Source organism: uncultured Vagococcus sp., assembly GCF_963518325.1.
Classification (GTDB): domain Bacteria; phylum Bacillota; class Bacilli; order Lactobacillales; family Vagococcaceae; genus Vagococcus_D.
Map to the genome: position 1 here is coordinate 1 of NZ_CAUQJB010000047.1, position 26,681 is coordinate 26,681.

The 26,681-nt window shown below is 41.3% G+C and carries 28 protein-coding genes; 11 read left to right on the top strand and 17 right to left on the bottom strand.

Annotated features, from left to right (window positions below):
- Positions 1-169: 169 nt before the first annotated feature.
- Together RWN13_RS22015 and RWN13_RS22020 are read right to left on the bottom strand one after the other, a co-directional pair.
- Positions 170-1,033 (bottom strand): helix-turn-helix transcriptional regulator, encoded by an 864-nt coding sequence (locus tag RWN13_RS22015; RefSeq protein WP_314068041.1) that lies wholly within the window; start codon positions 1,031-1,033, stop codon positions 170-172.
- Between the two features lie 92 nt (positions 1,034-1,125).
- Positions 1,126-2,109 (bottom strand): ornithine cyclodeaminase family protein, encoded by a 984-nt coding sequence (locus RWN13_RS22020; protein WP_314068043.1) that lies wholly within the window; start codon positions 2,107-2,109, stop codon positions 1,126-1,128.
- A gap of 214 nt (positions 2,110-2,323) precedes the next feature.
- Between RWN13_RS22020 and RWN13_RS22025 the strand changes: the two genes are divergently transcribed.
- Complete coding sequence (locus RWN13_RS22025) at positions 2,324-3,961, top strand: peptide ABC transporter substrate-binding protein (protein ID WP_314068045.1); 1,638 nt, start codon at positions 2,324-2,326, stop codon at positions 3,959-3,961.
- Positions 3,962-3,964: 3 nt separating this feature from the next.
- Positions 3,965-5,320, top strand: coding sequence for a Sapep family Mn(2+)-dependent dipeptidase (locus RWN13_RS22030; protein WP_314068047.1), 1,356 nt, complete (start codon positions 3,965-3,967; stop codon positions 5,318-5,320).
- Between the two features lie 39 nt (positions 5,321-5,359).
- Here RWN13_RS22030 and RWN13_RS22035 read toward each other — a convergent pair whose 3' ends face one another.
- Genes RWN13_RS22035 through RWN13_RS22050 form a run of 4 tightly spaced genes read right to left on the bottom strand, consistent with a single transcriptional unit; the run spans position 5,360 to position 8,681 of the window.
- Positions 5,360-5,989, bottom strand: a complete 630-nt coding sequence (locus tag RWN13_RS22035) for a hypothetical protein (protein WP_314068049.1) — start codon at positions 5,987-5,989, stop codon at positions 5,360-5,362.
- Positions 5,990-6,009: 20 nt separating this feature from the next.
- Entirely contained in the window at positions 6,010-6,771 is a 762-nt protein-coding gene (locus tag RWN13_RS22040) for a nucleotidyltransferase domain-containing protein (protein WP_314068051.1), read from the bottom strand.
- A 4-nt stretch (positions 6,772-6,775) separates the two neighbouring features.
- Positions 6,776-7,252: a tetratricopeptide repeat protein gene (locus tag RWN13_RS22045; RefSeq protein WP_314068053.1), complete on the bottom strand. Its 477-nt coding sequence runs from the start codon at positions 7,250-7,252 to the stop codon at positions 6,776-6,778.
- A gap of 25 nt (positions 7,253-7,277) precedes the next feature.
- Positions 7,278-8,681, bottom strand: a complete 1,404-nt coding sequence (locus RWN13_RS22050; RefSeq protein ID WP_314068055.1) for a deoxyribodipyrimidine photo-lyase — start codon at positions 8,679-8,681, stop codon at positions 7,278-7,280.
- A gap of 345 nt (positions 8,682-9,026) precedes the next feature.
- On the opposite strand from RWN13_RS22050, the gene RWN13_RS22055 reads away from it, so the two are divergent.
- The 5 genes from RWN13_RS22055 to RWN13_RS22075 all read left to right on the top strand — a co-directional run bounded on the left by RWN13_RS22055 (position 9,027) and on the right by RWN13_RS22075 (position 14,108).
- Positions 9,027-10,079 carry a phosphate/phosphite/phosphonate ABC transporter substrate-binding protein gene (locus RWN13_RS22055; protein WP_399553717.1) on the top strand — a complete coding sequence of 351 codons (1,053 nt, stop codon included), beginning with the start codon at positions 9,027-9,029 and terminating at the stop codon, positions 10,077-10,079.
- An 82-nt stretch (positions 10,080-10,161) separates the two neighbouring features.
- A complete protein-coding gene (phnC, locus tag RWN13_RS22060; protein WP_314068057.1) occupies positions 10,162-10,908 on the top strand; it encodes a phosphonate ABC transporter ATP-binding protein in 747 nt (248 codons plus the stop codon).
- 5 nt (positions 10,909-10,913) lie between these two features.
- Positions 10,914-11,726 carry a phosphonate ABC transporter, permease protein PhnE gene (gene phnE, locus RWN13_RS22065; RefSeq protein WP_314068058.1) on the top strand — a complete coding sequence of 271 codons (813 nt, stop codon included), beginning with the start codon at positions 10,914-10,916 and terminating at the stop codon, positions 11,724-11,726.
- Between the two features lie 13 nt (positions 11,727-11,739).
- Complete coding sequence (phnE, locus tag RWN13_RS22070) at positions 11,740-12,549, top strand: phosphonate ABC transporter, permease protein PhnE (RefSeq protein ID WP_314068060.1); 810 nt, start codon at positions 11,740-11,742, stop codon at positions 12,547-12,549.
- Between the two features lie 23 nt (positions 12,550-12,572).
- Entirely contained in the window at positions 12,573-14,108 is a 1,536-nt protein-coding gene (locus tag RWN13_RS22075; RefSeq protein ID WP_314068061.1) for a bifunctional UDP-sugar hydrolase/5'-nucleotidase, read from the top strand.
- 44 nt (positions 14,109-14,152) lie between these two features.
- On the opposite strand, the gene RWN13_RS22080 is transcribed toward RWN13_RS22075, so the two are convergent.
- The 8 genes from RWN13_RS22080 to RWN13_RS22115 form a co-directional block, all read right to left on the bottom strand.
- Complete coding sequence (locus RWN13_RS22080; protein WP_314068063.1) at positions 14,153-14,620, bottom strand: DUF2798 domain-containing protein; 468 nt, start codon at positions 14,618-14,620, stop codon at positions 14,153-14,155.
- 145 nt (positions 14,621-14,765) lie between these two features.
- On the bottom strand, positions 14,766-15,149 hold the full coding sequence (locus RWN13_RS22085; RefSeq protein ID WP_314068064.1) for a MerR family transcriptional regulator: 384 nt from the start codon (positions 15,147-15,149) through the stop codon (positions 14,766-14,768).
- Positions 15,150-15,196: 47 nt separating this feature from the next.
- A complete protein-coding gene (locus RWN13_RS22090) occupies positions 15,197-15,322 on the bottom strand; it encodes a hypothetical protein (protein WP_314068066.1) in 126 nt (41 codons plus the stop codon).
- Between the two features lie 388 nt (positions 15,323-15,710).
- Positions 15,711-16,100, bottom strand: a complete 390-nt coding sequence (locus RWN13_RS22095; protein WP_314068068.1) for a DUF4809 family protein — start codon at positions 16,098-16,100, stop codon at positions 15,711-15,713.
- Between the two features lie 80 nt (positions 16,101-16,180).
- Complete coding sequence (locus RWN13_RS22100; protein WP_314068069.1) at positions 16,181-16,630, bottom strand: GyrI-like domain-containing protein; 450 nt, start codon at positions 16,628-16,630, stop codon at positions 16,181-16,183.
- A 165-nt stretch (positions 16,631-16,795) separates the two neighbouring features.
- Positions 16,796-17,545 (bottom strand): ABC transporter permease, encoded by a 750-nt coding sequence (locus RWN13_RS22105; RefSeq protein WP_314068071.1) that lies wholly within the window; start codon positions 17,543-17,545, stop codon positions 16,796-16,798.
- The gene (locus RWN13_RS22110; RefSeq protein ID WP_314068072.1) at positions 17,542-18,396 is read right to left on the bottom strand and encodes an ABC transporter ATP-binding protein; all 855 of its coding nucleotides are present in this window, start codon (positions 18,394-18,396) and stop codon (positions 17,542-17,544) included. Before RWN13_RS22110 ends, RWN13_RS22105 begins: the two co-directional genes overlap by 4 nt.
- Before the next feature lie 519 nt (positions 18,397-18,915).
- Entirely contained in the window at positions 18,916-19,677 is a 762-nt protein-coding gene (locus RWN13_RS22115; protein WP_314068073.1) for a LytTR family DNA-binding domain-containing protein, read from the bottom strand.
- Positions 19,678-19,839: 162 nt separating this feature from the next.
- On the opposite strand from RWN13_RS22115, the gene RWN13_RS22120 reads away from it, so the two are divergent.
- From RWN13_RS22120 to RWN13_RS22130, 3 genes are all read left to right on the top strand, one after another.
- Positions 19,840-20,292, top strand: coding sequence for an Rrf2 family transcriptional regulator (locus RWN13_RS22120; protein ID WP_314068074.1), 453 nt, complete (start codon positions 19,840-19,842; stop codon positions 20,290-20,292).
- On the top strand, positions 20,289-21,191 hold the full coding sequence (locus tag RWN13_RS22125) for an NAD(P)/FAD-dependent oxidoreductase (protein ID WP_314068076.1): 903 nt from the start codon (positions 20,289-20,291) through the stop codon (positions 21,189-21,191). Before RWN13_RS22120 ends, RWN13_RS22125 begins: the two co-directional genes overlap by 4 nt.
- 63 nt (positions 21,192-21,254) lie before the next feature.
- Positions 21,255-21,839 (top strand): class I SAM-dependent methyltransferase, encoded by a 585-nt coding sequence (locus RWN13_RS22130; RefSeq protein WP_314068078.1) that lies wholly within the window; start codon positions 21,255-21,257, stop codon positions 21,837-21,839.
- Between the two features lie 38 nt (positions 21,840-21,877).
- Here RWN13_RS22130 and RWN13_RS22135 read toward each other — a convergent pair whose 3' ends face one another.
- From RWN13_RS22135 to RWN13_RS22145, 3 genes are read right to left on the bottom strand one after another with little or no spacing between them, the layout of a single operon-like run.
- A complete protein-coding gene (locus tag RWN13_RS22135; RefSeq protein WP_314068080.1) occupies positions 21,878-22,651 on the bottom strand; it encodes a DUF1295 domain-containing protein in 774 nt (257 codons plus the stop codon).
- On the bottom strand, positions 22,651-24,444 hold the full coding sequence (locus tag RWN13_RS22140) for a DegV family protein (protein WP_314068082.1): 1,794 nt from the start codon (positions 24,442-24,444) through the stop codon (positions 22,651-22,653). The genes RWN13_RS22135 and RWN13_RS22140 overlap by 1 nt, the downstream gene beginning before the upstream one ends.
- Before the next feature lie 5 nt (positions 24,445-24,449).
- On the bottom strand, positions 24,450-24,854 hold the full coding sequence (locus RWN13_RS22145; protein ID WP_314068083.1) for a DUF2177 family protein: 405 nt from the start codon (positions 24,852-24,854) through the stop codon (positions 24,450-24,452).
- Positions 24,855-25,073: 219 nt separating this feature from the next.
- On the opposite strand from RWN13_RS22145, the gene RWN13_RS22150 reads away from it, so the two are divergent.
- Complete coding sequence (locus tag RWN13_RS22150) at positions 25,074-25,673, top strand: histidine phosphatase family protein (protein WP_314068084.1); 600 nt, start codon at positions 25,074-25,076, stop codon at positions 25,671-25,673.
- Positions 25,674-26,681 lie beyond the last annotated feature (1,008 nt).

A 26,681-nucleotide genomic window follows, 5' to 3' on the forward strand; every position in this document is an offset into this window, starting at 1 on the left:
ACACAAAAAAAGTGGGATAAAAGCAGATTAATCATCTACTTTTGTCCCACCCTCTATCATCTATGCTAAGTAACTGTCTGTCAAACCATAAATGAATGCTGCCATCTAGCAAGATGCCTGTGCTGATTTTAATTAAGGGTGTCCCTTCTTTGATTAACAACCAGTAAGCTTAGCTATTTTCTTTTCGAACTGGTCTGACATACTTAAATTCGTTTTCTGGATCATGGTAAAAATAAATCATTCTCCCAAGTGACGTATCAAAACAATAACCTGAATGAGTAAAGTCAAAGCTTGCCATCGCTTTTTCGATTTTTTCTTCCACACTGCGATTTTCTTGCTCGTAATCAAATGACCCGTGCTCAAAAACCAGATACTCTCCTTCTGGATTATTAATGTAAGCCATGATCTGACCGCAGCTACTATTTGATTCGCTCCCCCCTTGGTCATCCAATTTCCCTTCGATGCTATCCAGTATGCCACAAATCGTGTCACAGTCCTGTCCGGGAATAAGAGCTTGCTTCTGCCAAAAATCCCAATAGCCATTACTCTCGTTGTTTTGAACAAATAAAAATTTATGGCTAGGAATCGTTACAAAATAAATCTTAATCTCATCTGTTGATTTTATCATCCCAATCTCTCCAAATCCTAAAAAGTAGCGGTCGAAGGAGCTGATTTTTGTACGAAGAACCACCGCTCGAGGCTGTTTACGATATTCGCTGGGAGTCACTCCGTACGTCCTTTTAAAGGTTCTAGTGAAGGCTTCATTTGACGAAAAACCATGATCAAACGCAATGTCCAAAATACTTTTGTCCTTATCCCGCACCTCTTTTAAGGCAAATGCCAGCTTCCTATTCCTCAAATAATCTCTAAAAGAGACGCCTGATACTTCTTTAAACTTCCTAGTCGTGTAGTATTCGGAATACCCCAACCTATTTGAAAGAACTTTCAATGTCAACGCTTCACTATTGTAACTCTTAATGCATTTATCAATCTCATTCATAACTAGCTGGATTTGTTGCTGCCACTCGTACATCTGAATCCCCTTATTTCGTCTGCCCTCCTTTTATTATAAAGACAACAAAAAAATGGCGCTTGATTTGACTTGCGATTACTTGTTTTTCACCATTATTCCCACTTCGTACCAACTTGAGCCCCTTTGGCTTTTTCAACGATGGCTTTCGCCGTAACTAAATCCTGTGTGCCAATTCCAACGGTTTTAAAGACGATAATCTCTTGGTCATTTTCTCTCCCAAGGCAACGACCTAATAAGACATCCCCCAAATCGCCAGAAAAAGACTCCTTCGTAATGACACCATCAGCTAAAGGGATTAAGAGATCACCAGACTCTGACAAAACGGCCTCTTCTGAATCAAAATAGATCTTAGCCCCCTCCTTTAAAATCAAGGGATCTAACTCCTGCATCTGGGGTTGATAAGACCCAACACAACTAATAGTGGCGCCTTTTTTAACGAGTCTACCATCAAAAACAGGACTGGTTGCCGAAGTTACCGTAATGATCAAATCTGCTTGTTCAACGGCTTCTGCAGATGTTGCGACACCAACAATCCGAGTTCCATATGCCCTTAAAGAACGGTTCATCTTTTCAACAAATACCTTGGTCCGTTCAAAATCGAGACCGGCTACTCTTACTTCTTTCAACTGTCTGCCACAGATCATGGCTTCTAATTGACAAGCCGCTTGGCCTCCCGTCCCAATCAAGGCTCCATATTCAGCATCTTTTAGACCTAACACATCAAAAGCCGCGCCTGAGGCTGCTCCTGTCCGCAACTGAGTCACGTAAGTTCCGTCTAACATAGACTCCACCACACCGGTTAAGCCATTGATCAACATCACTTGGGCTGGCGCTGAAGGTAGCCCTCGCTTGCTGTTTTCAGGAAAAATGGAAACAATTTTTACCGCAGCTGCCTCTAATGTAGCAGAATAGGCCGGCATAAACAAAAAGGTCCCATGTCCCTCAGCCTGAATCTGGGTTCTTAAAGGAACCTCACTTTTCCCTTCCGAAAATAAGCTAAAAGCCTCCTTGACTGCCTCAATCCCTTCGCTCATGGAAAATACCTCTTCAATATCTTGTCTTGATAGTAATAACATGCTCTACCTCCTTATTTTTTTAGTCCATACTTTGATTTTACCACATAGTTAGCCATTAACTAATATACAAATTTAATGCATAAAATAGAGACTTCCCTTTATTCAAAAGGACTAGAAACTTATTTTATTCATTTTTTAAAATAATATTGCATTTTTATTCATTTTAACGTATAATCATTATCAACAGACACAGACAGAAAAGGAGCCCACCGATATGAAAAAAATCAGTTTAATCACTTTCGCTTTATCAGCCACTTTATTATTAGCCGCCTGCGGCAAGTCAGCCCAACCAACAACTAAACAAGAGGTTGCGTCGGCACGCGAATTTGGCGTTAGTCTAGACGCTGAAGTTTCAACGGTGGATCCTGCCCTTTCTCAAGATACGGTCAGTAACGAGGTCATCAATCAGGTAATGGAAGGCCTCTATCGGTTAGACCCTAAAGGAAAACCAATTCCAGCCATTGCCAAAGAAGAAGCCGCGATTAGCCCAGATGGTTTAACTTATACTTTTGCTCTCAAAGACAATGTCGAATGGTCTGATGGCAGTCTTGTGACGGCCAAAGACTTTGTCTACGCTTGGCAACGGGTTGCTGATCCAGCCACTGGCTCCAACTACGCTAACTTGATGTACTTCATAAAAAATGGCGAAAAAATTAACCTGGAAAAGGGTGACGTCAACAGCCTTGGGGTTAAAGCCTTGGACGACACCACCTTAGAAGTCACACTGGAAACGCCAACGCCCTATTTTATTTCTTTAATCACAGGAACGACTTTTTTCCCAGTTAAGGAAGAGTTTGCTAAAGAGCAAGGGGATAACTTTGCCACTAACAGCGATACCTTGCTTTACAACGGCCCATTCATTTTAACGGATTGGGACGGCACTAGCTCTCAGTGGACCTATCAGAAAAACGCTGACTACTGGGACGCTGACAATGTTAATCTGGATATTATTACCAATCAAGTGATCAAAGAGGTACACACAGGTTTTAACTTATATCAAAATCAAGAATTAGACAAAATCAATTTAACTGGTGAATTCGCCAAACAAAATGTAGAAAGTCCTGAGTTTGTCTCAACCTTAGCGGCTCGTTCGACTTATTTGGAAATTAACCATGCTACTAACCCTGCATTAAAAAACCAGTCTCTAAGAGAAGCTCTTGCCTCGGTCATTAATGGCGAGCAAGTAGCCGACAATATTATTCAAGATGGTTCAAAAGCCATCCATGGTTTGGTGACAACTCAGCTAATGGAAAATCCGGAAACTGGCCTTGATTTTCGTGAGGATGCTGGTGATTACCTGACCTATAATACAAAAAAAGCCGCCGCTCTCTGGCAAACCGCTAAAAAGGAATTATCAATCGATACCTTAGAACTTGAATTAGTCATGGACGACGATGACACAACCAAAAAAGTAGCTGAAGCTTTGCAGGCGGAAATCGAAGACAACTTAAAAGGTGTAAGTTTAACCCTTAAACGAGTCCCAAAAAAGATGCGGGTTGAACTTGGTGACGCCGGTAAATTTGATTTACTGCTTTCTGGTTGGGGGGCTGACAAATTAGACGCCACCGCTTTTCTCGACCTATTCACCACAGATTCAAGCTTTAACAGTGGCAGCTTCAGCAACTTAACTTACGATAAACTGATGGCTCAAGTCCACTCAGAGTGGAACAATGACCCGCAAAAACGTTATGAAGGCCTGATTGCAGCCGAAAAGATTTTAATGGAAGATGTGGGGATTATTCCCTTGTATCAAAAGTCAAATGCCTCATTGATTAGTCCAACTGTCAAAGGATTAGTTACCTATCCTGTTGGCGCAGTTAATTACAAATACGTCACCATCGAGAAGGAGTAACACATGATAACTTTAACAAGCCAACAAAAAGCCGATTGTATCGAAACAGCCAAAGCCCTAGTCGCTTTTCCTTCTGTCTGCGGCCCCGCCGAAGGAGCTATGCCCTTTGGTAAAGATATTCAATCCTGCTTGGAATATGCTCTGGACTACTGCCAGTCTTTGGGATGTACCACTTATCTTGACCCAGCTGGTTATTACGGCTATGCCGACTATGGACAGGGAGAAGAATTAATCGGCATCGTCGGTCATCTGGACGTAGTACCTGAGGGAGATCATGCCTTATGGCACACTGAGCCATTTACCGGAACGGTGATTGATGACAAATTATACGGACGAGGTTCTGGTGATGATAAAGGGCCTACAGCAGCTTCCCTTCACGGGTTAAAAGCTGTGATTGATTCAGGTGTCACCTTTAAAAAGCGGGTTCGTTATATCTTTAGCACCGATGAAGAAAGTATGTTTCGCTGCTTAAAAGCTTACCGTCAACAAGAAGAAATTCCTACAGCCACCCTTGTGCCAGATGGACGTTTTCCCTTTACCTATGGCGAAAAAGGACTAGTCAATATCAAACTTCATGGTCCAGGAACGACTGACTTTAGTCTTAATGGCGGGGAGGCTTTTAATATTGTTCCAAGCAAGGCTCACTATCAAGGGCCTCAACTGACTGATTTACTAACCCAACTAACAGCAGACAAACAAGACGTCACACAAACAGGAAGTGATACCTTAACTGTTACAGGAACGGCCGTACATGCCAGTGTCAATCATTTAGGCAATAACGCTGTCAGTCAATTAGCTGTCGCACTTAATCACTACGCTCAACACCCACTCCTGCAATTTATCTCCCAAGAAATCGGCCTTGATCCGCATGGAACCGCCTTACTTGGAGAACTGGAAGACGATATTTCTGGGAAAGTTGCTTTCAATTTAGGAAAGTTGGAGATTAATGAAAACAGTAGTCAGCTTTGGTTGGACATTCGTTATCCATTAATTGCTGACTATGCTGACATTCGTCAAAAAATTGAAGTAGCCAGCCAAGCATATGGTTTAGGCTTTGAAGAATACGATCAGTGGGATGGTGCGTTAGTTCCCTTGGAGACCCCCTTCCTGCAAACTGTCCTAAGAACTTATCAGGACTTAACCAAGGATTTCACGCCTCCCGGAATTACAACAGGTGCCACCTTAGCACGGACCTTGCCCAATGCGATTGCCTTTGGCACAAAAAGTTCACAGTCCACCAACAGCACGGCCCACCAAGCCAATGAATACGTAGAGTTAAGTGATCTATACAACGGCATGGCTATCTATGCCAATGTTTTGGCAACACTAGTGACTAGCGACACCTCACTTATAGCCTAAAAAAGAGTCTGATTCCAAATAGAATCAGACTCTTTTTTATCAGTGAAACACCACTCGAAATACTAGAAGTTTATAGGGAACATTTTTTTCATTTACCGCTTCTTTCCCATTTTTCAGCATCTCATCAGTCAAACTATATTCTTGCTCCGCTGTCATTTCCGAAGTTATTTTTGCCCCTTCCGCACTCTGAAAATTAATGGCCAAAAGCGGGTAATACCCATCTTTATCTACTTGAATAGGTTTGGCACTTTTTTGCATCAAGCCCATGGCTTCTATCGGACTAATGTTTGATTGACTGCCATTAAGATTTGTCCCATCAACATTAAACTGATAGGACTTCGTGTCAGTTTCATCAGCCAGATCAGTCACTTGGCTGGAAAAGATAAAACTCCCACTCTTCTCAGCATCCCCATAAAGGACTTGCTGACTCTCAACAAATATACCTTTTTCGTAACTGTCACACCAAATAGCATACTCTGTTGTTTCAGAAAGCTGATACTCAAAGACACTGGTATTTTCAACGACTGCATTTAACAACTGAACTTTATCTGACTCCCCTGAGAGTTCAGAAAGACGAATCTCCGATGCCGGTTCCGATGTTTGATTAGCCGTGGCACAGCCAGTTAAATTGACTAAACATAAAACAATGCCTAGGATACTTTTCTTCATCTCTTCCTCCTTGTCATGGGTTACTGGTTGACATACCGCCTAAATAAGTCATTTAAGGTGTCGTAACTAACTAGTTGACCGCTGTCAATGTCTTTTACTGCCTCTTCAAAATAAGTGATTTGAGTGGTGATAAAGTCATTTAAAGTGTCAGATCGAGGCTCCCAATCCAATTCATCCCCTGCCAGTTTGCGATTTAAAAGCAACGTCACTTCATTGACCACTTCAACAGGTATTTTCGGTTGAGCCAGAAGTTCCGAAAATAAAATTGGCGGCTCAATACCGTAGGTCTCAATATACATACAAGCAAGAATCGGGCGCAAAACATAAAAATATTTCTTAATTTTAACTTGATCCTGCCTTAAATAATCACGATAATTCCCTCGTGCCATATGTAGATAATGATAGATCAAACTCTTTAAGGAGATATGCTCCCGCACCATCTTCAGTAACTCTTCTGCTAGCTTCCCCTTCTTTTGATAGATAATGGGCGAGACCAGCCATTCAATCAGACTAGGGTTGCTTTTTCTCAATAACATCAAGGCCTTCTTCAAATCCCACCCACTGACATCCAGTAAGTCATCAATCGGATATTCGATCACATCCCGCCGTTCCTGAACCGACAAATACCACTCTGGCTTTCTCGTATAAATAAAACGGACATCGTAATCACTATCTTTTGAAGGGAAGCCCCAGGCTCGACTGCCAGATTCGACAGCGTACCAGATCGTCACCTCTTCTTCCTTTTCAATTCGTTTTATTTCTTCTATAATGGTTTGCTTCATCTTTTTACCACCTTTCATCTAAGTGATCCGCATAGTAGGCAATGGCCTTCTGGTACATGGCAATGTCAGGGTCTTCACTTTGGCTAATGACCTTTAATAAAAGACTCATAGCCTGCTGATGCTGATCCAAATTATAGAGCGTCATTCCTAAAAAAACATCGTATACGTTGCTCTGTGGGAATACCCCCTTTGCTTTCTGAAAGAGCTCTTTCGACTGCTGATAGGCACCAATCGTTCGGAAAGTACTGCCTAAGCCTAAATAAGCCCCTTGTAACTCACTTTCAGCTAACCCACCCAAGGCAATCGCCTGCTCATAATAAGGCACTGCCTCTTGTTCTAATCCCGCTACATCATGGCTCCAAGCACAGTGATAATTCAATTCTGCAGAATCAGGCTGTTTTTCCAATAAAGTCTTTAACAACTCACACGATTCTAAAGCATCACCAGCTTCGCGCAACTCAATCGCTTTTTTTAGTGTCATCTCAATCTCCTTATCAACCTACTATCTATTGTTTGAAAAACGCTAAGACTAATTTCCGTGCTTCTTGATGGTCGACCATCGGCTGTGGGTAATCCTTGCCAACCACTACTCCAAGCTTTTCCTGAATCTCATGAGGCATTAAATGAGGGGCGTGAATCCATGCTTTTGGCACCTCTTTTAAGACTGGCAGATAACGGCGAATAAAGGCCCCATCTGGATCAAACTTCTCACTTTGAGAGGTGGGATTAAAAATCCTAAAATAAGGCACTGCGTCCGTCCCCGTGGAAGCTGCCCACTGCCACCCCCCTATATTGCTGGCTGGGTCATAATCAATTAACTGTTCAGCAAAATAGGCTTCCCCTAAACGCCAATCCACCAACAGATCTTTTGTCAGAAAAGAGGCCACTAACATCCGCAAGCGATTGTGCATCCAACCCGTTTGATTAAGTTGATGCATGGCGGCATCAATGATTGGATAACCCGTTTGCCCCTCCGCCCATCTTTGGAAAAGTTGGCCATCCCGACGCCAAGGTAAGTGTCGATAATGCTCTTTCAATTCCTGAGTATTTTGTTGCGGATTTTGGCTATAAATCATGTGATAAAAGTCACGCCATGCCAACTCTTTCAAAAAGGTCTGTTGACCGTCACTCTCCGGCATCGCCGTTGCTACTTGCCAAACTTTACGAATGGAAAGTTCTCCCGTTCGCAAGTAGGGTGACAACCGGCTAGTCCCCTTTATGGCAGGAATATCACGTTGCCGATCATAACGGCTCATTTCCTCCATAACAAATTCATTTAAACGGTCTTCTGCTCGCTGTTCACCAACGCTCTCGAAGAGCGTAATCCCTGCTACCACTTCCTGAAAGACCCTTTGTCCAGCCTCAAACTTTTCAGTCTCTGCCACCACCTTACCTGAAAAATCCGTTAATTTTGCTACTGGTCGTTTTGGCAACTGACGCCACTGACGGTAATAAGGGGTGAATACTTTGTAATAAGAACCATCTTTTTTCAACACACTACTTTCACCATGGAGATGGCTGTCTTGAGTTGCCACAATCTCAATCTCCTGAGAGCGAAAATAACTGGTCATCACCTCATCTCTGACTTGCCCCTTGCCACGAGAATCACGGTTAAGATAGATTTTTTGCCAATCAGGGTACGCTTGCTTTAATGCTTGAAAGGATGCCAACGGCTCTCCTGCCATAAAATGGAGAGGGAATCCATGCTCCTTAGCAACTTTTTCAAAATTAACCAAAGCAGAAAAAAAGTAGTCGTGATTTTTTGTTCCTACTTTAAATTGTTCCGGATTTAACTGAAACAAACATAATAACTGTTCGTCAGTTTTTAATTCTGCGAGAGCTTTCAAGAAAGCCGTATTGTCTTCTAAACGCAAATCCTTTCGAAACCACATAACCACTGTTTTAATCACAAACGCCTCTTTTCTTTATCGTCCCACTTAATCTTCAGTAAAAAGAGCCTGGGTTCATTGACTCAGATTATTCATTGGTACGATATCTCTAATTTTTTTGGAATGTCTATAGTTTACCAAATTCTAAATAACTTTGCCGATCTTTTGCCAAATCGGATTAATTAAACAGACTTAAATTAACTGTTCACCAAAAAATAAACCTTAAAAAAAAGTCCTGTTTTTATCAGTGTAAAGTCTGTGTAAAAAAGACGAAAACAATTGGTAAATAAGCGTTTTGCCATGAAATTTTAATACTCAAATGATATACTCTAAATGTATTAAAAAAAGGAAAGTATCAAGGAGGATATGTCAGTGTTTAAAAAAGTTTTTAAATCTGTTATTTTATTAGGGTTAGTTGCCGCACTTACAGCATGTGGTAGCAAGAACAACGGGGAAGCTACTTCAGAAAATGGCAATGTGGCAATCGATACGTTGACTGTTGGATTTGTCCCATCTCGTGATCCAGAAGAAATTGTCTCTGGGACTGAGCCGATGAAAGAATTAATCATTGAGGAAATGAAAAATCAGGGATATGACATTAAACATGTTGATATCACTGTTGGAACAAACTTTGAAGCCGTTGGTGAATCACTTGCAGCTGGGACCTTGGATGTTGGCTTTATTCCTGGTGGGACTTACGTCTTATACGATGATGGTGCCGATGTCATTTTAACAGCTACTCGTGCTGGTTTATCCATCGATTCAGATGAACCAAAAGAATGGAATGACAATAAACCAACGGAACCAACTGACAAACAAGCCGAGTCTTATCGTGCCTTGATGATCGCAGGTCCCTCTTCAAAAGGACAAGAATTGGCGAAAAAAGTCAATGCTGGTGAAAAATTAAGCTGGGATGACTTAAACAATGCCTCTTGGAGCGTGATGTCCTCATCTTCTCCTGCTGGCTATATCTACCCAAGCCTTTGGATGCAAGAAAATTATAACAAAAACTTATCTGAACTAAAAAATATTGTTCAATCTGATTCATACGGTAGTGCCTTCGCCCGTTTGGCTGCTGGTCAAGTTGACGTCTTACTGACTTATGCCGATGGTCGTCGTGATTACGAAGATACATGGAAAACTGAATACAAACGTGACAAAGATATATGGGATGAAACAGATGTTATTGGCGTAACCCCTGCTATTTTCAATGACACCATTTCTGTCAGCAAAAACTCTGATAAAATGGATGACAAATTAAAATCGGCTTTACAAAAAGCCTTCATCAACATCGGTGAAAGCAAAGAAGGTAAAGAAGTTATCAGTATCTACAGCCACGAAGGATATAAAGAAGCGACGTCTAAAGATTACGACAGCGAACGCAAAGCGCAAGAGTTAATCAAAGACCTAGCTAAATAATGACTGACACTCATTTATAGGTTAAACAAGAGGCCTTGGACATTGTCCGGCCTCTTATTTTTAGGAAAGCAGGAGACAAAAAATGATTAAATTTGAAAACGTTCAAAAGAAATACCCCAATGGCTTTGTCGCCTTGCAAGATATCAACTTAGAAATCGAGCAAGGTGAATTTGTCGCTATCATCGGCCTTTCTGGTGCTGGAAAATCGACTTTAATCCGCTGTATTAATCGCATGCATGACATTGATCAAGGCACCTTAACCGTCAACGGTACAAATGTCAACGCCTTAAAAGGGAAAGAGATTCGGGACTTCCGTAAAAAAATCGGCATGATTTTCCAATCCTTCAACTTAGTCACCCGTTCCACTGTTCTAAAAAACGTGATGATCTCATCTGTTCCAGACCTTTCCTGGTGGCGCCGTTTACTCGGAGTTTTTCCAAAAGAAGCCAAGATTGTCGCTTTAGAAGCCTTGGATAATGTAGGGATTCTAGACAAAGCCTTTACCCGAGTGGATCAACTCTCTGGTGGTCAGCAACAACGGGTTGCCTTAGCAAGAACACTGGCAAGACATCCAGAAATCATCTTAGCCGATGAGCCTGTAGCCTCACTAGATCCAGTGACAGCCAAAATCGTCATGGACGATTTTAAACGAATCAATGAAAGCTTAAATATGTCTGTTTTGATTAACATCCACCATGTTGACCTAGCCTTGGAATATGCCGATCGGGTTATTGGCATTTGCAAAGGGAAAATCGTCTACGATGGTCTTGCCTCAAAGGTGACTCAAGACGTCCTTGATGAGATTTATCAAAAACACGAGAAAGGATAACTGACATGAAAAAACTAGTTCGTGGCAAAACAATTCAACTGCCTAATGGCAAAGAAATTGTCCAAAAACCTTCCTTTACCCCTTTAATCGTTTTGTTAGTCTTGCTCTTTACCATTTTGGCGATGAACGTCACCAAATTTAGCTTTACAACCTTATTTACCCGCGGCCATCAGTTTTTTGCTATTTTAAAAGACATGTTCCCACCCAATTTTGATTTTCTGCCCCGTGTGTGGCAACCTTTGTTTGATACGATTAAAATGTCCCTCCTGGGCTCTCTGGTAGGCGCTTTAGTCGCTGTTCCTTTGGCTTTATTCGCTTCTGCCAATATCGTCAAAAACAAACTGGTTACTGGCTTCTTTAAATTAATTTTAAGCATTCTCAGAACCCTACCAACCATCGTAACCGCCTTAATCGCAACCTTTGTTTTCGGCCTAGGCACCATGGCTGGAACTTTAGCCATCTTTATTTTTACTGTGGCTTACGTGGGGAAACTAACTTACGAACAAATTGAGGCCTTGGATATGTCTACCTTTGAAGCATTGGAATCCATGGGATTAACTCGCTTTCAAGCCTTTCGTTATGCCGTGATTCCAGAAATTTTACCAACCTACCTGTCTACCTCCTTATTTAACTTTGAAGGAAATTTACGTTACGCTTCCATTCTTGGTTATGTCGGTGCTGGTGGTCTGGGAATCATTTTAAATGAACGATTGGGCTGGCGAGAATACAATAACGTCGGCATGATTCTTGTTGTGTTAGTCATCACCGTGGCAATCATTGAGATGATCAGTGAATATTGTCGCAAGAAATTACAGTAAAAGGAGGCCACTCATGAATCAAACAATTACTACTCAACTGTTGAAAGAACCTTCAAAAAAATGGCAATACAGCTTATTGGCTGTCATCCTTGGCGGCTCTTTTATCTGGTCATTATCGGCCATCCAATTCAATGCCATCGATGATGGTGGTTGGAAAATCGCCTTGACCATTATTCAAGGAATCTTGCACCCCGATCTGGATTTGTTGTTAAATGTCTCCAATCAGGGCGTGCCCTACCTCTTATTTGAAACCATCTGTATCGCTTTTTTAGGGACTGTTTTCGGTGCGGTTTTATCGATTCCTGTCGCCTTTTTAATGGCACCTAGTGTGGTACCAAAACCTGTTTATTTGATCACTCGTTTTTTAGTCATCGTCATTCGAACAGTCCCAGCCCTTGTTTACGGCTTAATGTTTGTCCGCGTCACTGGCCCCGGTGCCTTTGCCGGCGTGATGACCATGTCTCTAACCTCTATTGGAATGGTTTCGAAACTGTATGTGGATATCATTGAAGATATCGACACAGGGATTCTTGAAGCCATGACTGCTATGGGTTGTAACACCTTTGAAAAGATTCGCTTTGGAATTATCCCTCAACTCATTGCTAATTTTGTTTCCATTACGATTTATCGTTTTGATATGAACTTGCGTGATGCCACGATTTTAGGCTTAGTAGGTGCAGGTGGGATTGGTTCGCCATTAATCTTTGCAATGAACTCTTATCGATGGAATCAAGTTGGGGCAATATTAATCGGTCTCATTGTGCTAATATTAATCGTAGAGGTCATTTCCAATAAACTACGAAATAAATTAGTGAACGGGTAACTCTACAAGAAAGGCAGATGACAATGAACCTACAATTTTTATCAACTAGCGACCTTCATGGCTATATTTATCCCACTGATTTTCGTCAGCGGAATCAATCATTAGCCTTTGGCGCTACCAAAGTCAAAGGACTATTTAATCAATTGGAGCAGGATGCTGAGGGTCCTCTCTTTAAAATTGACAATGGGGATTTCTTACAAGGCTCCCCTTTAAGTTATTATGTGGCTAAACGAGAGGGTCTCTTAATGGCCGATATGATGAATGCCATGGGATTTGATGCTGGCGTTCTGGGTAATCATGAATTTAACTACGGCCGAGAGTATTTGGAAGCCACCATTGCAAAATTAAACTATCCGATTGTTTGTGCCAACATTTTAAATGAAGAGGGCCAGTCACTGACTGGCCACCCTTATGTTATTTTTGAAAAAGCTGGTATCAAGGTTGCCTTATTAGGTCTGACTACCCCTTATATTCCTCACTGGGAACAGCCTGCCACAGTTAAGGGGTTAACGTTTAAGTCAGCAGTCGAAACAGCAAAGGACTATCTTCCCAAGCTAAGAAAGCTAGCTGATATCATCGTGGTCAGTTACCATGGTGGCTTTGAGCGCGACTTGAACTCTGGCACGCCAACTGAAACCTTAACAGGAGAAAATGAAGGATATCAACTCTTGCACGAGGTACCTGGAATTGACGTCTTACTGACAGGTCATCAGCATCGGGAGATGGCCTTCGCTAACGAGGACTGGGCCTTCACTCAACCCGGAGATAAAGGTCGATTTATCGGCTCTGTCCAACTGAAAATTGACCCCCAATCAAAATTGATTACCAAGCGTCAGGCCGAACTAATTCCCGTAACAGGTGAAGAAGAGCCGATCATGCATCAGGCCTTCTCGCCATTGTTAGCCGAAGTAGAGACCTGGTTGGACCAACAGATTGGTCAAGTGGAAGGCGATATGCGAATCACCGACCCGATGGCTGTTAGAACTCAAGGTCATCCCTATATCAACTTTATTCATCAGGTCCAGATGGACGCAACAGGAACAGATATTTCCGGCACGGCTCTCTTTGATAATCATGGTACCGGCTTTGGGGCCAACATCAGCATGCGAGATGTGGTGACAAACTACATTTACCCAAACACCTTAGCTGTTTTAAAGGTGACTGGCCAGGAATTACGCCAGGCTCTTGAACGATCAGCCACATATTTCGAAGTAGCAGATGGTAAACTTTTGGTGAGCCCCACCTTTCTTTCACCAAAAGTGGAACATTATAATTACGATTTGTACGCAGGCATTGATTACACCATCGATGTCAGCCAGCCAAAAGGGCATCGCATTACTCGCTTCGATTATCACGGGCAACCGATTGAGGATCAGCAACTGCTGGAGATTGTAGTCAACCAATACCGAGCTGTTGGTGGCGGTGATTACGCCATGTTCGGTGCAGATAAAATCATTCGGGAAGTCACCATAGATATGACGGAACTGATTGGTGAGTACCTACAGAAACACCCGCTTATCCAAGCAACAAGCACAACTAACTTTAAATTAATCTATTAAAAAAAGACTCTAAATTTGCGCGTCTGGCGAATTTAGAGTCTTCTTTATGCTGTTTCCAATTGACGATTTTGATAGATGCCCAAAATTCTTCTTGCTAGAGGTCCGACAATTAACCACTGTAAAGGCAATGCCATCACGAGGTTATTGCGAGCCACTATTAAATAATTGAGGAAGATATTTCCCGAAAAATTGCCTTCTGTTACTAAACCAAAGATGGACATAAAGATCACCATCCCACAAACCATACAACCGGAAATGGCTAAAATCACTTGTAAAGGTTTTTCCTTGTTGATTGGCAACTTAAAGGCTAGTTTTTTTGCCACAGGTGCCACAACAACAACATCCAGTACCAAAGCCACAATAAATCCAGGGAAAAACCCAAATGCCACCGACTTCACCAAGCCCATATTGAAGCCTTCCACTAATGCTATATTGTAAATCGTCATTCCTAATACCATCAGACTACACATGACTACTGTAAAGAAAATTCCTTCTTTTTTATTTGTTGGCATTTCATCCACTCCATTTCGTTCTTTTTTTGACACAGACATTATCGTAGCATAAATAAAAAAATTTCGTAAGCATTATTTTCAGAATCTATCACCTTTTTTCCCAATCAGTAAATCACAAAAAAAACCCCTCAAAAAGAGAGGCTGTCTACTCAAATTCTTTGAGGGTTTTCTCACGGGGAATCATATGACTCCCGTAATTATCAATTTTAAATCGCAATCGCTCCAAGGCTTCTTGCATTAAGTCAACTTTTTCTTGAAGAACAGCTTCCTGCTCCTTCAATAAATCGATTCTGGCTGGGACTGTTTCATCCCCTTCACGAAATAAACTCAAATACTCAATTAAAGCTTCAATAGACATCCCGGCATGACGCATTTGACGACTGAAACTAATCCATCTAACATCTTCATCTGTAAACTCTCTAACTCCGCTGACATTACGCTTAACCGATGGAATCAAGCCGATTCGTTCATAATAGCGAATGGTGTCTGCTGAGACTCCAGTTTCTTTACTGACACTGCTGATATTCATCCTATCCCCTCCTGACATTATTTATACTATTTAGTTTACCATAAAGTTCATTCGCTTAAGCCATCTTTATAAGCCTGATATATCCTGACAAAACACGCCTCATCCTCATGTTCGATTAAACTTTCGAGCCTTGTCCGCAGCCCCTTTTTCAAGATTTTTTTGAGCTTTTCCATCTTCCGACACCTCCATGCTAGTTATAGACTAACACTTAGAGTGAACTCCAAGTCAACTCCGTAAACCATTGGGGCCAAATAATTTCTTCATTGATTTCACCTAAATTTTGCAAATATAAGTATGGTAAATTACCTTATGATACAACGATATGCCTCGTTTTTGAAGGCGAAGACACCCTCACTGTGCCATTCGAAGGTCAGGTTCCAGTCCCCTTGAAGGTAAACGCGTTATTGTCGTCTATTACCAGACTGATAGCAAATTCGACTGGCAAATTAATCGTGACATTCCTATCGAGCCTGTGACCAGTTCACTATCTGTGCTTGAAACTGAATCATTAATGGAATAACTGACACTAACCCCTCACTAGCACACTAGTGAGGGGTTAACTTAACTTATAAAGGTGATGGTCTCTATACCAAAAATAGTTGTAAGTACGCGATTGGCGTTCTCAAAGACCTCTGCCTGAGTCGAATAGTTATCAGCCACGGTTATAGTTTCAGTGCCACTATAGGTTAACTGATTATACTCTTCAACCAAGTTTACTTCTTTATCACCTTTTTTATAGAGCATGTACTCATCAATCATCTCTACTTTAAACTCTTGACTCCAGCCTTCATGAAGGACGATTGCCATCACCAAAGAAGACACATTTAATTCCTCTAAAGCCAAGGTTCGTTGATCAATCTCCATGGAATAAAGCAGGCTCTCAGCTGGACCACAGGCATTGCAGCCGCCATGAGTCAAATCCATCGTACTTGTAATCGTTGCTGTTTTCATCTTGCACCTCTTTAAGTCATTTTGTGATAACATTCTCAAACACTAGTTTAAATCTAAAATGGTCAGATAGCAAGTCATACTCAGCCTTTAACAATTGGCACGCAGATTTCGCACATATGCCGGGCCACACATGCTGACCGGTATCTCTCGACAATTGGCGAAAAAAGGACTACCTCTTGCTCAGCTAAAAACGCCCCAATCTCCTGCCATGCTTGTGAAACAGCTGCTGCCGTATGCTCCACTCTGAAAATTGTATACCAACCTTCAGTAAATTCCCCCTCTATAACCTCATCATCTAAAACAAAGTCACAATCGATTACAATAGTCGCATCATAACGGCAGTCCTTAAGCTCGGTCTCTTCGGGATTGTCTTGAGGTATCCCAAAGACAACGCCCTCATTCAATATATTCCTCTCTTTGGCCCAGTCTTTCAATTCAGCCATGACCTTCGCGTTCTCACTACCATACGGCCCAATACTGCGTTTATAAGCTAGTCGGTAGGCAGGTAAATATTCGACAGTTTTTTTCATCATTTCTCCTCGTTGTTCATCGGCCGATGAGCTCTTATTGCTAGCTGACCATAGGGTAACATGATTAAAAATGCTTTTGCAAGGTCCTATTAAAACTAATTTTAAACTTTGACGACAGCTAGCTTTTTCCCCGCAAAAAAAGAGCCCTGATACAGGCTCTCTAATTTAATCTGCTTCGTAACCATTCCGTTGATAGAAAAAGACAAACAGTCCCATAATCAATATCCCTTGGACAATAAATACCAGTAAAGACTGAGTCTCTAAAGTAAATGAGGTGCCCGTTCCGTAGCTGCTCAACATCTGACTAACTACACCGGTGTAAAGAAACTTACTAGCATTTCCCAAACCTTCACTTGCCAAACCAAACATCGGAACAATCGCTAAGATTAAACCAAAAGGTGTCAATGAGGCATTAGCAGACATTTGACTTTTCGAGAAGATGGCAATTAACATGCCAAGGACACAACTCAGCAAACTAGCGATGGTTGTTAACAACAGATACATCCCCCAGTTAAACTGACTCATATCAATGCCGCTAATCAATACGGCTAGCACATTGGTGACGATCATCACAATCATTGGAGACACTATACTGCCCAAAAAATATTCCAACCCATTTACTGAAGAAGTCATTAAAGAACGTAACGTATTTTTTTCCTTTTCTTCTGCCATAGGTAAGCAAGTCAACATGAGCCCCCCTAAAGAAATATTCATGACCACACCCATATTAAGTGCTGACGCGTAGAGAGCTGGAAGCTGTTCAGGACTATCACCTGCTAGCGAACCGTAAAGTATTTTCATAATAGCCACCATCCCAATCGCCATAATCGGTCCCATCATAGCAGAGGTGTTACTGAGAACCATCTTGAATTTTAACTTTGCCACTGCCATTGTTTTTCTGCCAGATAATCTCATGCGCTTAGCTCCCTTCCTGTTACTTTAATAAAGACATTCTCTAATGTTGGTTCACAGGAATGGAGCGCCTCAATCCGATTCTCTTGCCACAACTGATTAATAACTGCCAGTGATTCATCACTGTGAGAAAGTTGACGTTCTTCCTGGGTATCCAAAATAATGCGATAACGTTTATCATCGTTGTGTCGCAAACAAATTTCCTTTGGCGTACCAAACTCGACAATCTGCCCTTCATTTAACAAGGCCACATGATCACAAAGTTTTGTCGCCTCTTCCATATTGTGAGTGGTTAAGAAGATAGCCATACCGCCTGCTTTTAGCTCTTGCAACAAAGAATGAATTCTCCCCGCTGTTGCAGGATCCAAACCGCTTGTCGGTTCATCTAAAAATAAAATTTTAGGTGAGTGCAGCACTGCCCTTGCCAAAACCAACCGCTGCCCCTGTCCTTTGGATAACTTGCCAGCCTTTTGCTTTTTTTGTTTCTCCAAGCCTACCCGCTTAAGTAAGACATTGATGTATCCTTTATCCACATTGAGTATTTCCGCAAAGGTTGCTAAATTATCATACACGGTTAAGCGCTCATAGATGCCACTATTATCCGTCACAATGCCAATTTGCTCATAAATTTTCTGATCAATCTTCTGTGTGTCCCGACCTAAAATCGTGGCAGACCCTGAAGTTTGACTCAACTGCCCCGTTAAAATTTTAATAGTGGTCGTTTTTCCTGCCCCTGAAGGCCCTAAAAAGCCCAATATTTCTCCCTCTCGTAACTCCAAAGAAATATCCTTTAGCGCCGTGTGCTTGGCATAACTTTTACCGATGTGATCCATAACTAAAACATTTTTTCCCATACTCTCCTGCTCCTTCTTTATGCTAATCTTTTCCCGACTTGACACTTAAATACTCTTTAATAATAGGTGGAATTAATATTAGGTAGTAATACCACCAACCAAAAATAAATAGGAGGATTTGCCTGCTCCTTCGCTCAAGCGACTACTGGTTGAGCACCATCTATCTAAACTGTGAATCATTGGCTCCCTGGCACTCATTAAGAGACCCAAACTTTCTCATCCCTACTCTGGATCCCTTACTTAATCAGCATAACAAAAATAAACAGTTTAGGAGCCAACTGCTCCTAAACTGTATTTTTTTCTTCCTCAACGGTCATCTGTCCGCCATTTTCTAGTATTTACCTCTAATAACCTTGATCAAACTTGGTTTCTTTCAGCACATGGGATGCTTATCCACAATCTGTTAATAACTTAATAAACCATAAGTCACGTTTTTTACTATTTGTGAAAAGCTTTTTGGCCAAGTTTGGCTTCCTTTAGTCATCTCAGCTATTACAATTAATAAAACATCATAACCCGTTAACTCTTCTTTGCCTCAAGGTTTTCTTTCAACAAACGTTGTAAGTTTTTCTTTTTGGTCCGAGACACTTCACTAATCAGCCCATTTTTTAAAATCAACCGATTATCTTTAATATTCAACGATAAAATCTGCTCTCTATTGACTAAAAACGATCGGTGAACCCGAATAAATGGCCCTTCCAAATCTTTTTCCACCTCTGCTAAACTGCCAAAATATTCGAGAGACTGGTTCGCTGTATGTAACAACAACCGGTGTTTGTGTGAGGAGGTTTCAATCATGATAATCTCCTCCACGGGGATATGGTGAACTTCATCAAATACTTTGACGGTGTAGTAGCGCCGATTGTCGACTTTTTCTGCCATTAATCGCTCAATAATACTATCCAACGACCGATGAAGACGGGTCACAAAATGTTTCTCATCGTCTTTTATCACATAATCCATGGCTTCAACCCGATAGCGAAAGGTTTCAAAAGCTAGTTCTTCATGAGTCGTCACATAGATGATAAATCCTCGTGGATCCACGCGCCTGATTTCCTTGCCTAATTTGAAGCCATCGTATAACTCATGTTGCAAATCAACATCTAGAAAATAAATCCCTTGTTGGGAATTTTCTGATAATTCACTTAGTAACTCAATAGGATTTCCCGTCACTAAGGTCACTTTAAAGTCATACCGATTAATCATGATGTACGCTTCTAATTCTCTTTGCAGTAACTCTTGATAAAACCAGTTGTCTTCGCAGATCATAATAGGAACCATAGTTGAATCACACCTCCAAATTTTCAATCTTCTTAATTATAAGGGTTCCCATCAGAGTCTACAAGATTTATTATTTGACCTGACTTAAGACACATGTTATGATTAAAATCAATTAAAGACAAAGAAGGTCTTTAATAGCGACATTTAAACTAGGGGGTTATTATGAAGTATTCAAAAGCCACAAATTACGCTTTACATACGATGATTTATTTATTACTTGTTCCAAAGGGGGAGGCGGTTGGCGTTAATCAATTAGCCAAAATGCAAAAACTGTCTCCCACCTATTTATCCAAAATTTTAGGGAAGCTTTCCAAGGGCGGACTTATCGATTCATCCCCTGGTGTCAGCGGGGGCTATCGGATTGCCAAAAATCCCGAGGAAATTTCTTTTCTCGACGTGATTCAACTCATCGAAGGACAGGCCAATCTCTTTCACTGTTCGATCCATTTCGATGATAATTGTTTAATTGAAAATGTGATGGTAGATGCTGAGCAGCATATGGCAGATGAATTAGCCAATAAATTTTTAATCGATGTGGCCAAAGAAATGACAGCTAAGTCCGATTCTCTTCCCCAGAACATTGAGAGTCAAAGCAAAGAGGAGGTGCCTCTATGATTTGGGATTGTATTGTTATTGGCGGTGGCCCTGCCGGGTTAAACGCCGCCCTTGTCCTGGGGCGTTCACGACGTCTGACCCTGCTATTCGATGACAATCAGCCACGAAATCGAGTGACCAACGAATCCCATGGCTTTATTACACGAGATGGGATTACACCTGAGGCCTTTAGAGCAATTGGTTATCAGGAATTAACCGCTTATCCCAGTATTAACATTCAGCGGCAAAGAGTAGTCAGTGTGACTAAACAGAAAGATGTTTTTACTGTGACTGCAGATGATGCCAGCTCTTATTACGCCAAAACGGTTATTTTAGCCACCGGTTATAAAGATGTCTTACCTGACATTCCAGCAATTCACGACTATTATGGTCGGAGCTTATTTAGTTGCCCGTTCTGTGACGGCTGGGAGTTGAGAGACCAAGCCCTCGTCGTGATTGCTGATAATGATCGCGCCTTTCATTTTGCCCAAGTTGTTTACAACTGGAGTTCGGATCTCATTGTTTGCACCAACGGCCATCAGGTGGTAACGGAACAAGAAAAAGTACGGCTCCAAGAAAAAAGCATCTCCCTGTATGAACAGCCCATTGTGGCACTTTCGGGCAGTCAAGGGCAATTGACTTCGATTACCTTAGCAGATCAGACCCAGATCACACGGAATGGCGGTTTTATTGCAGCAAATTGGGAACCAGCCACTAGCTTTGCTAAAGATTTGGGTTGCGAGTTTAATCAACAAGGTGGGATTAAAACAGATGATCTGGGCCATACGACTGTAGCTGGCTTATTGGCCTGTGGCGATGTTTCCATCGTGAACCCTTCACAACTGGTTATTGCTGCGGCTGAAGGCAGCAAAGCTGCGATTGCCGTCAATGCACAGCTCATCAATAAGAGCTTTAACTAAGGGAATTCCCTGTGATTTACCCCTTAACTATTATCAAAAATACAGACCAAAAGAGGAGCAGTTATGACACATCATTTTAACGATAAACACCATGACCATTTTATGAAGAAGGTCAGCTACTTGGACAATCAACAGCGAAACACGACACTACCACCTGAAAAGTTTTTGGCCATGATTCCGCTAACTGCCACAGATAGCCTACTTGATTTAGGTGCTGGAACAGGCTTCCTTACTTTACCTGCTGCCAAGCAAAGCGGGAATGTCTATGCCTTAGACCTTAGTGCTAAGATGCTTGAGCTGATCGCCACACGTGCCGTAGAAGCTGATCTAGCTAATATCCAATTATTAAACGCCTCAATTGATGACATTCCTTTGGAAGATAATACGGTTGACCATGTCCTAGCTTCGCTAGTTCTTCACGAATTATCAGATTTAGAAACAGCCCTTGGCCAAGTCCACCGAGTCTTGAAACCTGGCGGCCACTTTGCTATCCTTGAATTGGAGCAAAGCGACCACGGACATGGTCATCACGGCGCCCCACGCTTAGAGCCAACCACTTTGATCAACTCTTTAAAAGAGGCCGGTTTCATCCTTAAAGACCAGCATCATACCAGTGACTCACTTTACGTGCTGATCGCACAAAAATGACCAAAAGGTCAGAATCAATCGGATTCTGACCTTTTGGTTTATTGCCCTTTTTTACCGATAAACGGCACAAACTTAGCAGTCTTTTTCGCATACAGTTTGAAATCCGGGCGATCTTTGTATTTCTTTTCTAAAAGAGGGACACCAGAAACAAAGAGTAATAAAAGGGTTATAACTAGTGGACCAATGATTCCCCAGAGATTGCGCCCTTCATTCAACGTCACTAAAAAAATGCCCCACCATAACAGAGATTCACCAAAATAATTGGGATGGCGCGTGGTTGACCAAAGCCCCGTTGTTAATAACTTGCCTTTATTTGTTGGATCTTTTTTAAATTGAGTGAGTTGGTAATCCCCAATTACTTCATAACCAAAGCCTAATAACCAGATGCCTATTCCGATAAAGTTCCACCATGAAAAGCTATCAGAACTTCCCGTCATGACCAACAAGATAGGCAGAGACACAATCATCAACAAGACACCTTGCAAGACAAACACATTGAGATAAGCCTTTAGTTTTGCATGCTTAGTCCCCCACCGCTTACGCATGTTAACATAACGGTAATCTTCTCCTTTGCCAATATTCCGCTTAGCCAAATGAAGGGCCAAACGCAACCCCCAAACACTGACTAATACTAAGGTAACTTTACTGGCCATGGTTGGTTCAGGCATCACTAAATAGCCAGTCACTGCAACAATGACAAAGCCTAACCCCCAGGCAATATCAACGATTGAATTATTTTTCAAGTACTGAGCCCAGAAAAACAAACCCGTAAAATAAATGACTAACACTATGGCAATTACACCGATTGTCATCACACGTTCACTCCTTCATCAAATTCAAATGCAACAGCGACAGAACCATCCCCTGCACTTAAGGCAACCACTGTTGAGATCGGCATCACAAAAGAGGGAGGCATCCCCAATTTTGCCGTTAATTGTTCCTGCCATTTTTCTGCTCGTTCACCATCACTCGCATAAACAATCCCATAACTTAATAATTGTTTTTTCTTGTGGTATGCCATGATCTGTCTCAGCATTTTTGACTCATTGCTTTCTAGGTTCAGTGAAAAGCTACTTAACTTGCCCTCACCATTAGCTAAACTGACCAATGGTTTAAGCTTCATTTTTTGTGCCAATCTTCCAAGAGACTGAGGCACACGGCCTGATTGAATCATCGGTTCCAAATCATCAACACTGACCAAAATCTTTACCTTATCCCGCCAGTCATTGGCTTTTTCCACAATTCGTTCAAAGCTTTCTCCCGCTTGAATCCATTGATTAATCCGCATGACTAGCAACCCTTGGGCTGCCGAATTTTGTTTGGAATCAATCACTTCAATCCGAGCGGACAAAAGTTGTTTTTGAGCAATTCGTTTAACACTCTGGTAGGTTCCACTTAATTTATCAGAGACAGTTACTACGATGATCTCTTCATAGAGGGTATCCAGAAAGGCCAAAAGATTTTCAATTTGACTCAAGCCAGGCTGAGACGTCGACCCCCGCCCCAATGTTTTTTGCAATGAAAACAACTCGTTATTCTCAATCGTTAACCGATCTAAATAACTGGCATCCCCAATCAGTATGGCCATCGGCAATACATGGATTTGGTGAGACAATAAATACTCCGCAGGAATATCCGCAATCGAATCAGTGACTAAGGCAATTGGTGCCTTTTTATGTTGTCGGATTTGGTATTGCAATAACATATCATCCGCTTTTTGCTGAATAGGCTGACCCCATTCACGTAAAATGCTTAAAACCTCTGCTGGTCGATTGCTGTGAATATGAATGCGGGCCTTACCTCGATTGACTGCCACAACAGTCGAATCCCCTAAGTCAGCTAAGGCTCCTTGTAATTCCTCTTTCGTCCCTTGCGTTTCCAACAAGACCTCTGTGCAATAACGATTTAGGGGTTTTTCGCCAGCCAACTCTTGATGGAAGTGGCGTTTTACTTTAACTATCTCCTCTGCTGCAACGGGTATCTCTTTATTGTTAAAGGATTGCGTAAACCCTTCAATAAAGAGATAAAACCCTTTTGCACCAGAATCCACCACTTGATTTTTTTGTAGCACTTTCAATTGGTCTGTAGTCTTTTCCAAAGTCAATTTGGCCACTCGTAGCGCATGATTCAACCGGGTTTCAATGGCTTCATCCTGACTTTGACTGTGAAGGGTTTCCCCCCATGAGCGAATGACGGTAATCATCGTTCCTTCCACTGGCTTCTCAATAGCCTGGTATGCATCTGTTATGGCTAGTTTTGCACTGTTAACAAATTGAGAAACAAAGGAGGCCTCATCTTCTCTGGCTAGATTTTCATACAAGCCATTAAAATATTGAGCCATAATAATCCCCGAATTACCTCGGGCCCCTACTAAAGAAGCGTCTGCCACGCGTTCAAATAAGGCTAAACCTGATGTCAGTTGCTCCCCAGTTTCTTCTAAAATCGTCTGCATCAACGACGCCAGATTACTCCCAGTGTCCCCATCAGAAACAGGAAATACGTTGATGTTATTTAACTCCTGCTTATGCGCAATCACCTGACGGGCACCAGCTTGAACAGCAAATTTAAAACGTTGATGCTCCTGCCTGTCTACCATCTCTTCCATCTGCCTTACCTCCAATTAAAGTGGTTCGCTGTTAATACAGTTAGCCCAGAGACGGTTGCTGTAACTGCTGTTCCCCAAACTAGATCGATGGATGTTATCACCACTGGCCAATCCTTAAGGGTTGCCAGATTGGTTAAATCATAAGTGGCATAACACAAGAGGCCAAGGAAACCACCTGCTAAACAGGCATAGACTGCGCTGTCCTTTGCCAAAGCTGGGTTAATAACGAAAAAGACCATCCCTAAAACATAAAGAACATAAAAAATAACAGCCGGGCCTAGGCGGACTTGTCCCATTAACTCGCCTAAATACTGCTGATATAATTTTTTTGAAATAACCAACAACCACAACATATCCAATATTAAAAAATACCCTGCCGCTGTCAAAAAAAGTTTAATAAACTGACTCATTTTCCTTCCTCCTTTTAACACTCGCTTATCAACCGATAAATGAATTGTACCATAATTAAAAAAAAGATAATAATAATTTGCTCAAAGAAATCTTCATGAAACAGTAAAGCGGTTCAACATCTTATATTTATCTTAAACACTTTAACCTTTTTTTAGATTCTGTTCCCTTTTGCTTGTGTTACACTTAATACAAGCCACTAACAGGAGGTTGATTTAAAGATGATTTATTTATTACGTCACGGTGAAACTGAATTTAATAGGTTAGGAAAATACCAAGGCATTCTGGATTCGCCTTTAACTCCTTTAGGTCGGGCACAAGTCTCCCAAAACAGTATTTTATTAAAACATCAGCTGACATCTAGCAAGCAACTTTCCATCTATGCTAGCCCCTTAGGAAGAGCCATGGACAGCGCAAAAATTATTTGCCAGCATTTAGATTATCCCTTCGATGACGTTATTATTGATGAACGACTTCAAGAAGTCGATTTAGGTGAATGGTCGGGTCACAGTTTTTCTGAACTTAAACAGGACTATCCTCAGGCCCTAGCCGCTACAAATCAGTATCAATGGTACTTTCAAGCGCCAAATGGTGAAAGTTATGATCATGTAGTGAACCGCTGTCGCAATTGGCTGAAGGATATTGATTCAGAAAAATGTAACATCGTCATTAGTCACGGTCTCTTAGGACGCATTTTAAGGGGGGTCTACGCCAATCTAAATCAAGATGACACTCTTGAGCAAGCAGTTCCTCAAAAGGGCTTCTATCGCCTGAGAGAACGTGAAATCAGCTATTGCACGGATAATTATGAACTTTATTAACCTAATCAGACAGGCGTTTATGTTAACTTTCAAGGAGACCTAGTCTCCCTTTTTTTGTCCCGATTTTCTCCTAAATCAGATAAATACTCTCCTATTACAACAAGTGGCGATGATCCTATTCAAACGTTTCTCCCATAAAAAAAAAAAGACAATTAAACAACTCAAGTATGAGTCGTTCTTAGTCTAACTGTAAGTCAATCATTCAGCTATTAATTTGTTTGTTACCTTCTTAACGATTGACTCAATTATATGCCTCCTCCCATTTCTCTTTTTCTCCTAATCAACTAAACAGGAAGATTCGCTCATGGACTGATCTCAAAAAATGAATAACGACAGAGCCATTCTATCGACTCATTTGAAGTAAACAAAACTTTTGCTATCGACATATTGACTGCTCTAAGGTCATAATTCTAGGTGATATTTACAAGATATCGTCGAGCGCCTTTGGCCTTCCCAATCTACCACTAAAAAATTAAATTTATATTAATGTTTTTCAAATCCCGTAAGAATCCCTTTCATTTTTTCGTGTTATTTGTGAAGGTGCAAAAAGGAAACCATAAATGCCTTATCAAAAAAAAAAATGAATATATCTATTAGAATAAACTGCTTAAAGGTAAAAATTGAACTCTTCACCTATTCGCTAATGAATTCCGATAGCCGTTGTAACTTCATCGACAAGTGGTTTCAACACAAATAAACACTCAATAATTAGCATATCTCTAAGCCGTAATTGTTTGACTTCAATTGCCTGCTAAACATAGGTATCGCTAACATTAATGATTTAAACAAATGCCTTCTTGTTAAACGACTGACTGAGATTGCTCCGAAATTTTCATAAGAGTGTTTTTATCATTAATTTCACTCAACGTAATTCTGGTTACGTTTGAACTAATATTCGATAAAATAATTCGTTATAAAATGACTGATAACTTCACTCACCCATCGACATTTTAATTTTTTAGCATAACAATCCATCCTTTGGAAGTTTATCGCTGAGATGGCAGTTAG

What these genes read in the sequence shown, in the direction of transcription:
- RWN13_RS22130 (WP_314068078.1), top strand. Translation starts at nt 21,255, where the DNA reads ATGACACATCATTTTAACGATAAACACCATGACCATTTTATGAAGAAG.
- RWN13_RS22125 (WP_314068076.1), top strand. Translation starts at nt 20,289, where the DNA reads ATGATTTGGGATTGTATTGTTATTGGCGGTGGCCCTGCCGGGTTAAAC.
- RWN13_RS22055 (WP_399553717.1), top strand. Translation starts at nt 9,027, where the DNA reads ATGTCAGTGTTTAAAAAAGTTTTTAAATCTGTTATTTTATTAGGGTTA.
- RWN13_RS22145 (WP_314068083.1), bottom strand. Translation starts at nt 24,854, where the DNA reads ATGAGTCAGTTTATTAAACTTTTTTTGACAGCGGCAGGGTATTTTTTA.
- RWN13_RS22095 (WP_314068068.1), bottom strand. Translation starts at nt 16,100, where the DNA reads ATGAAAACAGCAACGATTACAAGTACGATGGATTTGACTCATGGCGGC.
- RWN13_RS22035 (WP_314068049.1), bottom strand. Translation starts at nt 5,989, where the DNA reads ATGAAGAAAAGTATCCTAGGCATTGTTTTATGTTTAGTCAATTTAACT.
- phnE (WP_314068058.1), top strand. Translation starts at nt 10,914, where the DNA reads ATGAAAAAACTAGTTCGTGGCAAAACAATTCAACTGCCTAATGGCAAA.
- phnC (WP_314068057.1), top strand. Translation starts at nt 10,162, where the DNA reads ATGATTAAATTTGAAAACGTTCAAAAGAAATACCCCAATGGCTTTGTC.
- RWN13_RS22045 (WP_314068053.1), bottom strand. Translation starts at nt 7,252, where the DNA reads ATGACACTAAAAAAAGCGATTGAGTTGCGCGAAGCTGGTGATGCTTTA.
- phnE (WP_314068060.1), top strand. Translation starts at nt 11,740, where the DNA reads ATGAATCAAACAATTACTACTCAACTGTTGAAAGAACCTTCAAAAAAA.
- RWN13_RS22135 (WP_314068080.1), bottom strand. Translation starts at nt 22,651, where the DNA reads ATGACAATCGGTGTAATTGCCATAGTGTTAGTCATTTATTTTACGGGT.
- RWN13_RS22085 (WP_314068064.1), bottom strand. Translation starts at nt 15,149, where the DNA reads ATGAATATCAGCAGTGTCAGTAAAGAAACTGGAGTCTCAGCAGACACC.
- RWN13_RS22025 (WP_314068045.1), top strand. Translation starts at nt 2,324, where the DNA reads ATGAAAAAAATCAGTTTAATCACTTTCGCTTTATCAGCCACTTTATTA.
- RWN13_RS22030 (WP_314068047.1), top strand. Translation starts at nt 3,965, where the DNA reads ATGATAACTTTAACAAGCCAACAAAAAGCCGATTGTATCGAAACAGCC.
- RWN13_RS22075 (WP_314068061.1), top strand. Translation starts at nt 12,573, where the DNA reads ATGAACCTACAATTTTTATCAACTAGCGACCTTCATGGCTATATTTAT.
- RWN13_RS22040 (WP_314068051.1), bottom strand. Translation starts at nt 6,771, where the DNA reads ATGAAGCAAACCATTATAGAAGAAATAAAACGAATTGAAAAGGAAGAA.
- RWN13_RS22100 (WP_314068069.1), bottom strand. Translation starts at nt 16,630, where the DNA reads ATGAAAAAAACTGTCGAATATTTACCTGCCTACCGACTAGCTTATAAA.
- RWN13_RS22110 (WP_314068072.1), bottom strand. Translation starts at nt 18,396, where the DNA reads ATGGGAAAAAATGTTTTAGTTATGGATCACATCGGTAAAAGTTATGCC.
- RWN13_RS22115 (WP_314068073.1), bottom strand. Translation starts at nt 19,677, where the DNA reads ATGGTTCCTATTATGATCTGCGAAGACAACTGGTTTTATCAAGAGTTA.
- RWN13_RS22090 (WP_314068066.1), bottom strand. Translation starts at nt 15,322, where the DNA reads ATGGAAAAGCTCAAAAAAATCTTGAAAAAGGGGCTGCGGACAAGGCTC.
- RWN13_RS22020 (WP_314068043.1), bottom strand. Translation starts at nt 2,109, where the DNA reads ATGTTATTACTATCAAGACAAGATATTGAAGAGGTATTTTCCATGAGC.
- RWN13_RS22140 (WP_314068082.1), bottom strand. Translation starts at nt 24,444, where the DNA reads ATGGAAGAGATGGTAGACAGGCAGGAGCATCAACGTTTTAAATTTGCT.
- RWN13_RS22080 (WP_314068063.1), bottom strand. Translation starts at nt 14,620, where the DNA reads ATGCCAACAAATAAAAAAGAAGGAATTTTCTTTACAGTAGTCATGTGT.
- RWN13_RS22105 (WP_314068071.1), bottom strand. Translation starts at nt 17,545, where the DNA reads ATGAGATTATCTGGCAGAAAAACAATGGCAGTGGCAAAGTTAAAATTC.
- RWN13_RS22150 (WP_314068084.1), top strand. Translation starts at nt 25,074, where the DNA reads ATGATTTATTTATTACGTCACGGTGAAACTGAATTTAATAGGTTAGGA.
- RWN13_RS22120 (WP_314068074.1), top strand. Translation starts at nt 19,840, where the DNA reads ATGAAGTATTCAAAAGCCACAAATTACGCTTTACATACGATGATTTAT.
- RWN13_RS22015 (WP_314068041.1), bottom strand. Translation starts at nt 1,033, where the DNA reads ATGTACGAGTGGCAGCAACAAATCCAGCTAGTTATGAATGAGATTGAT.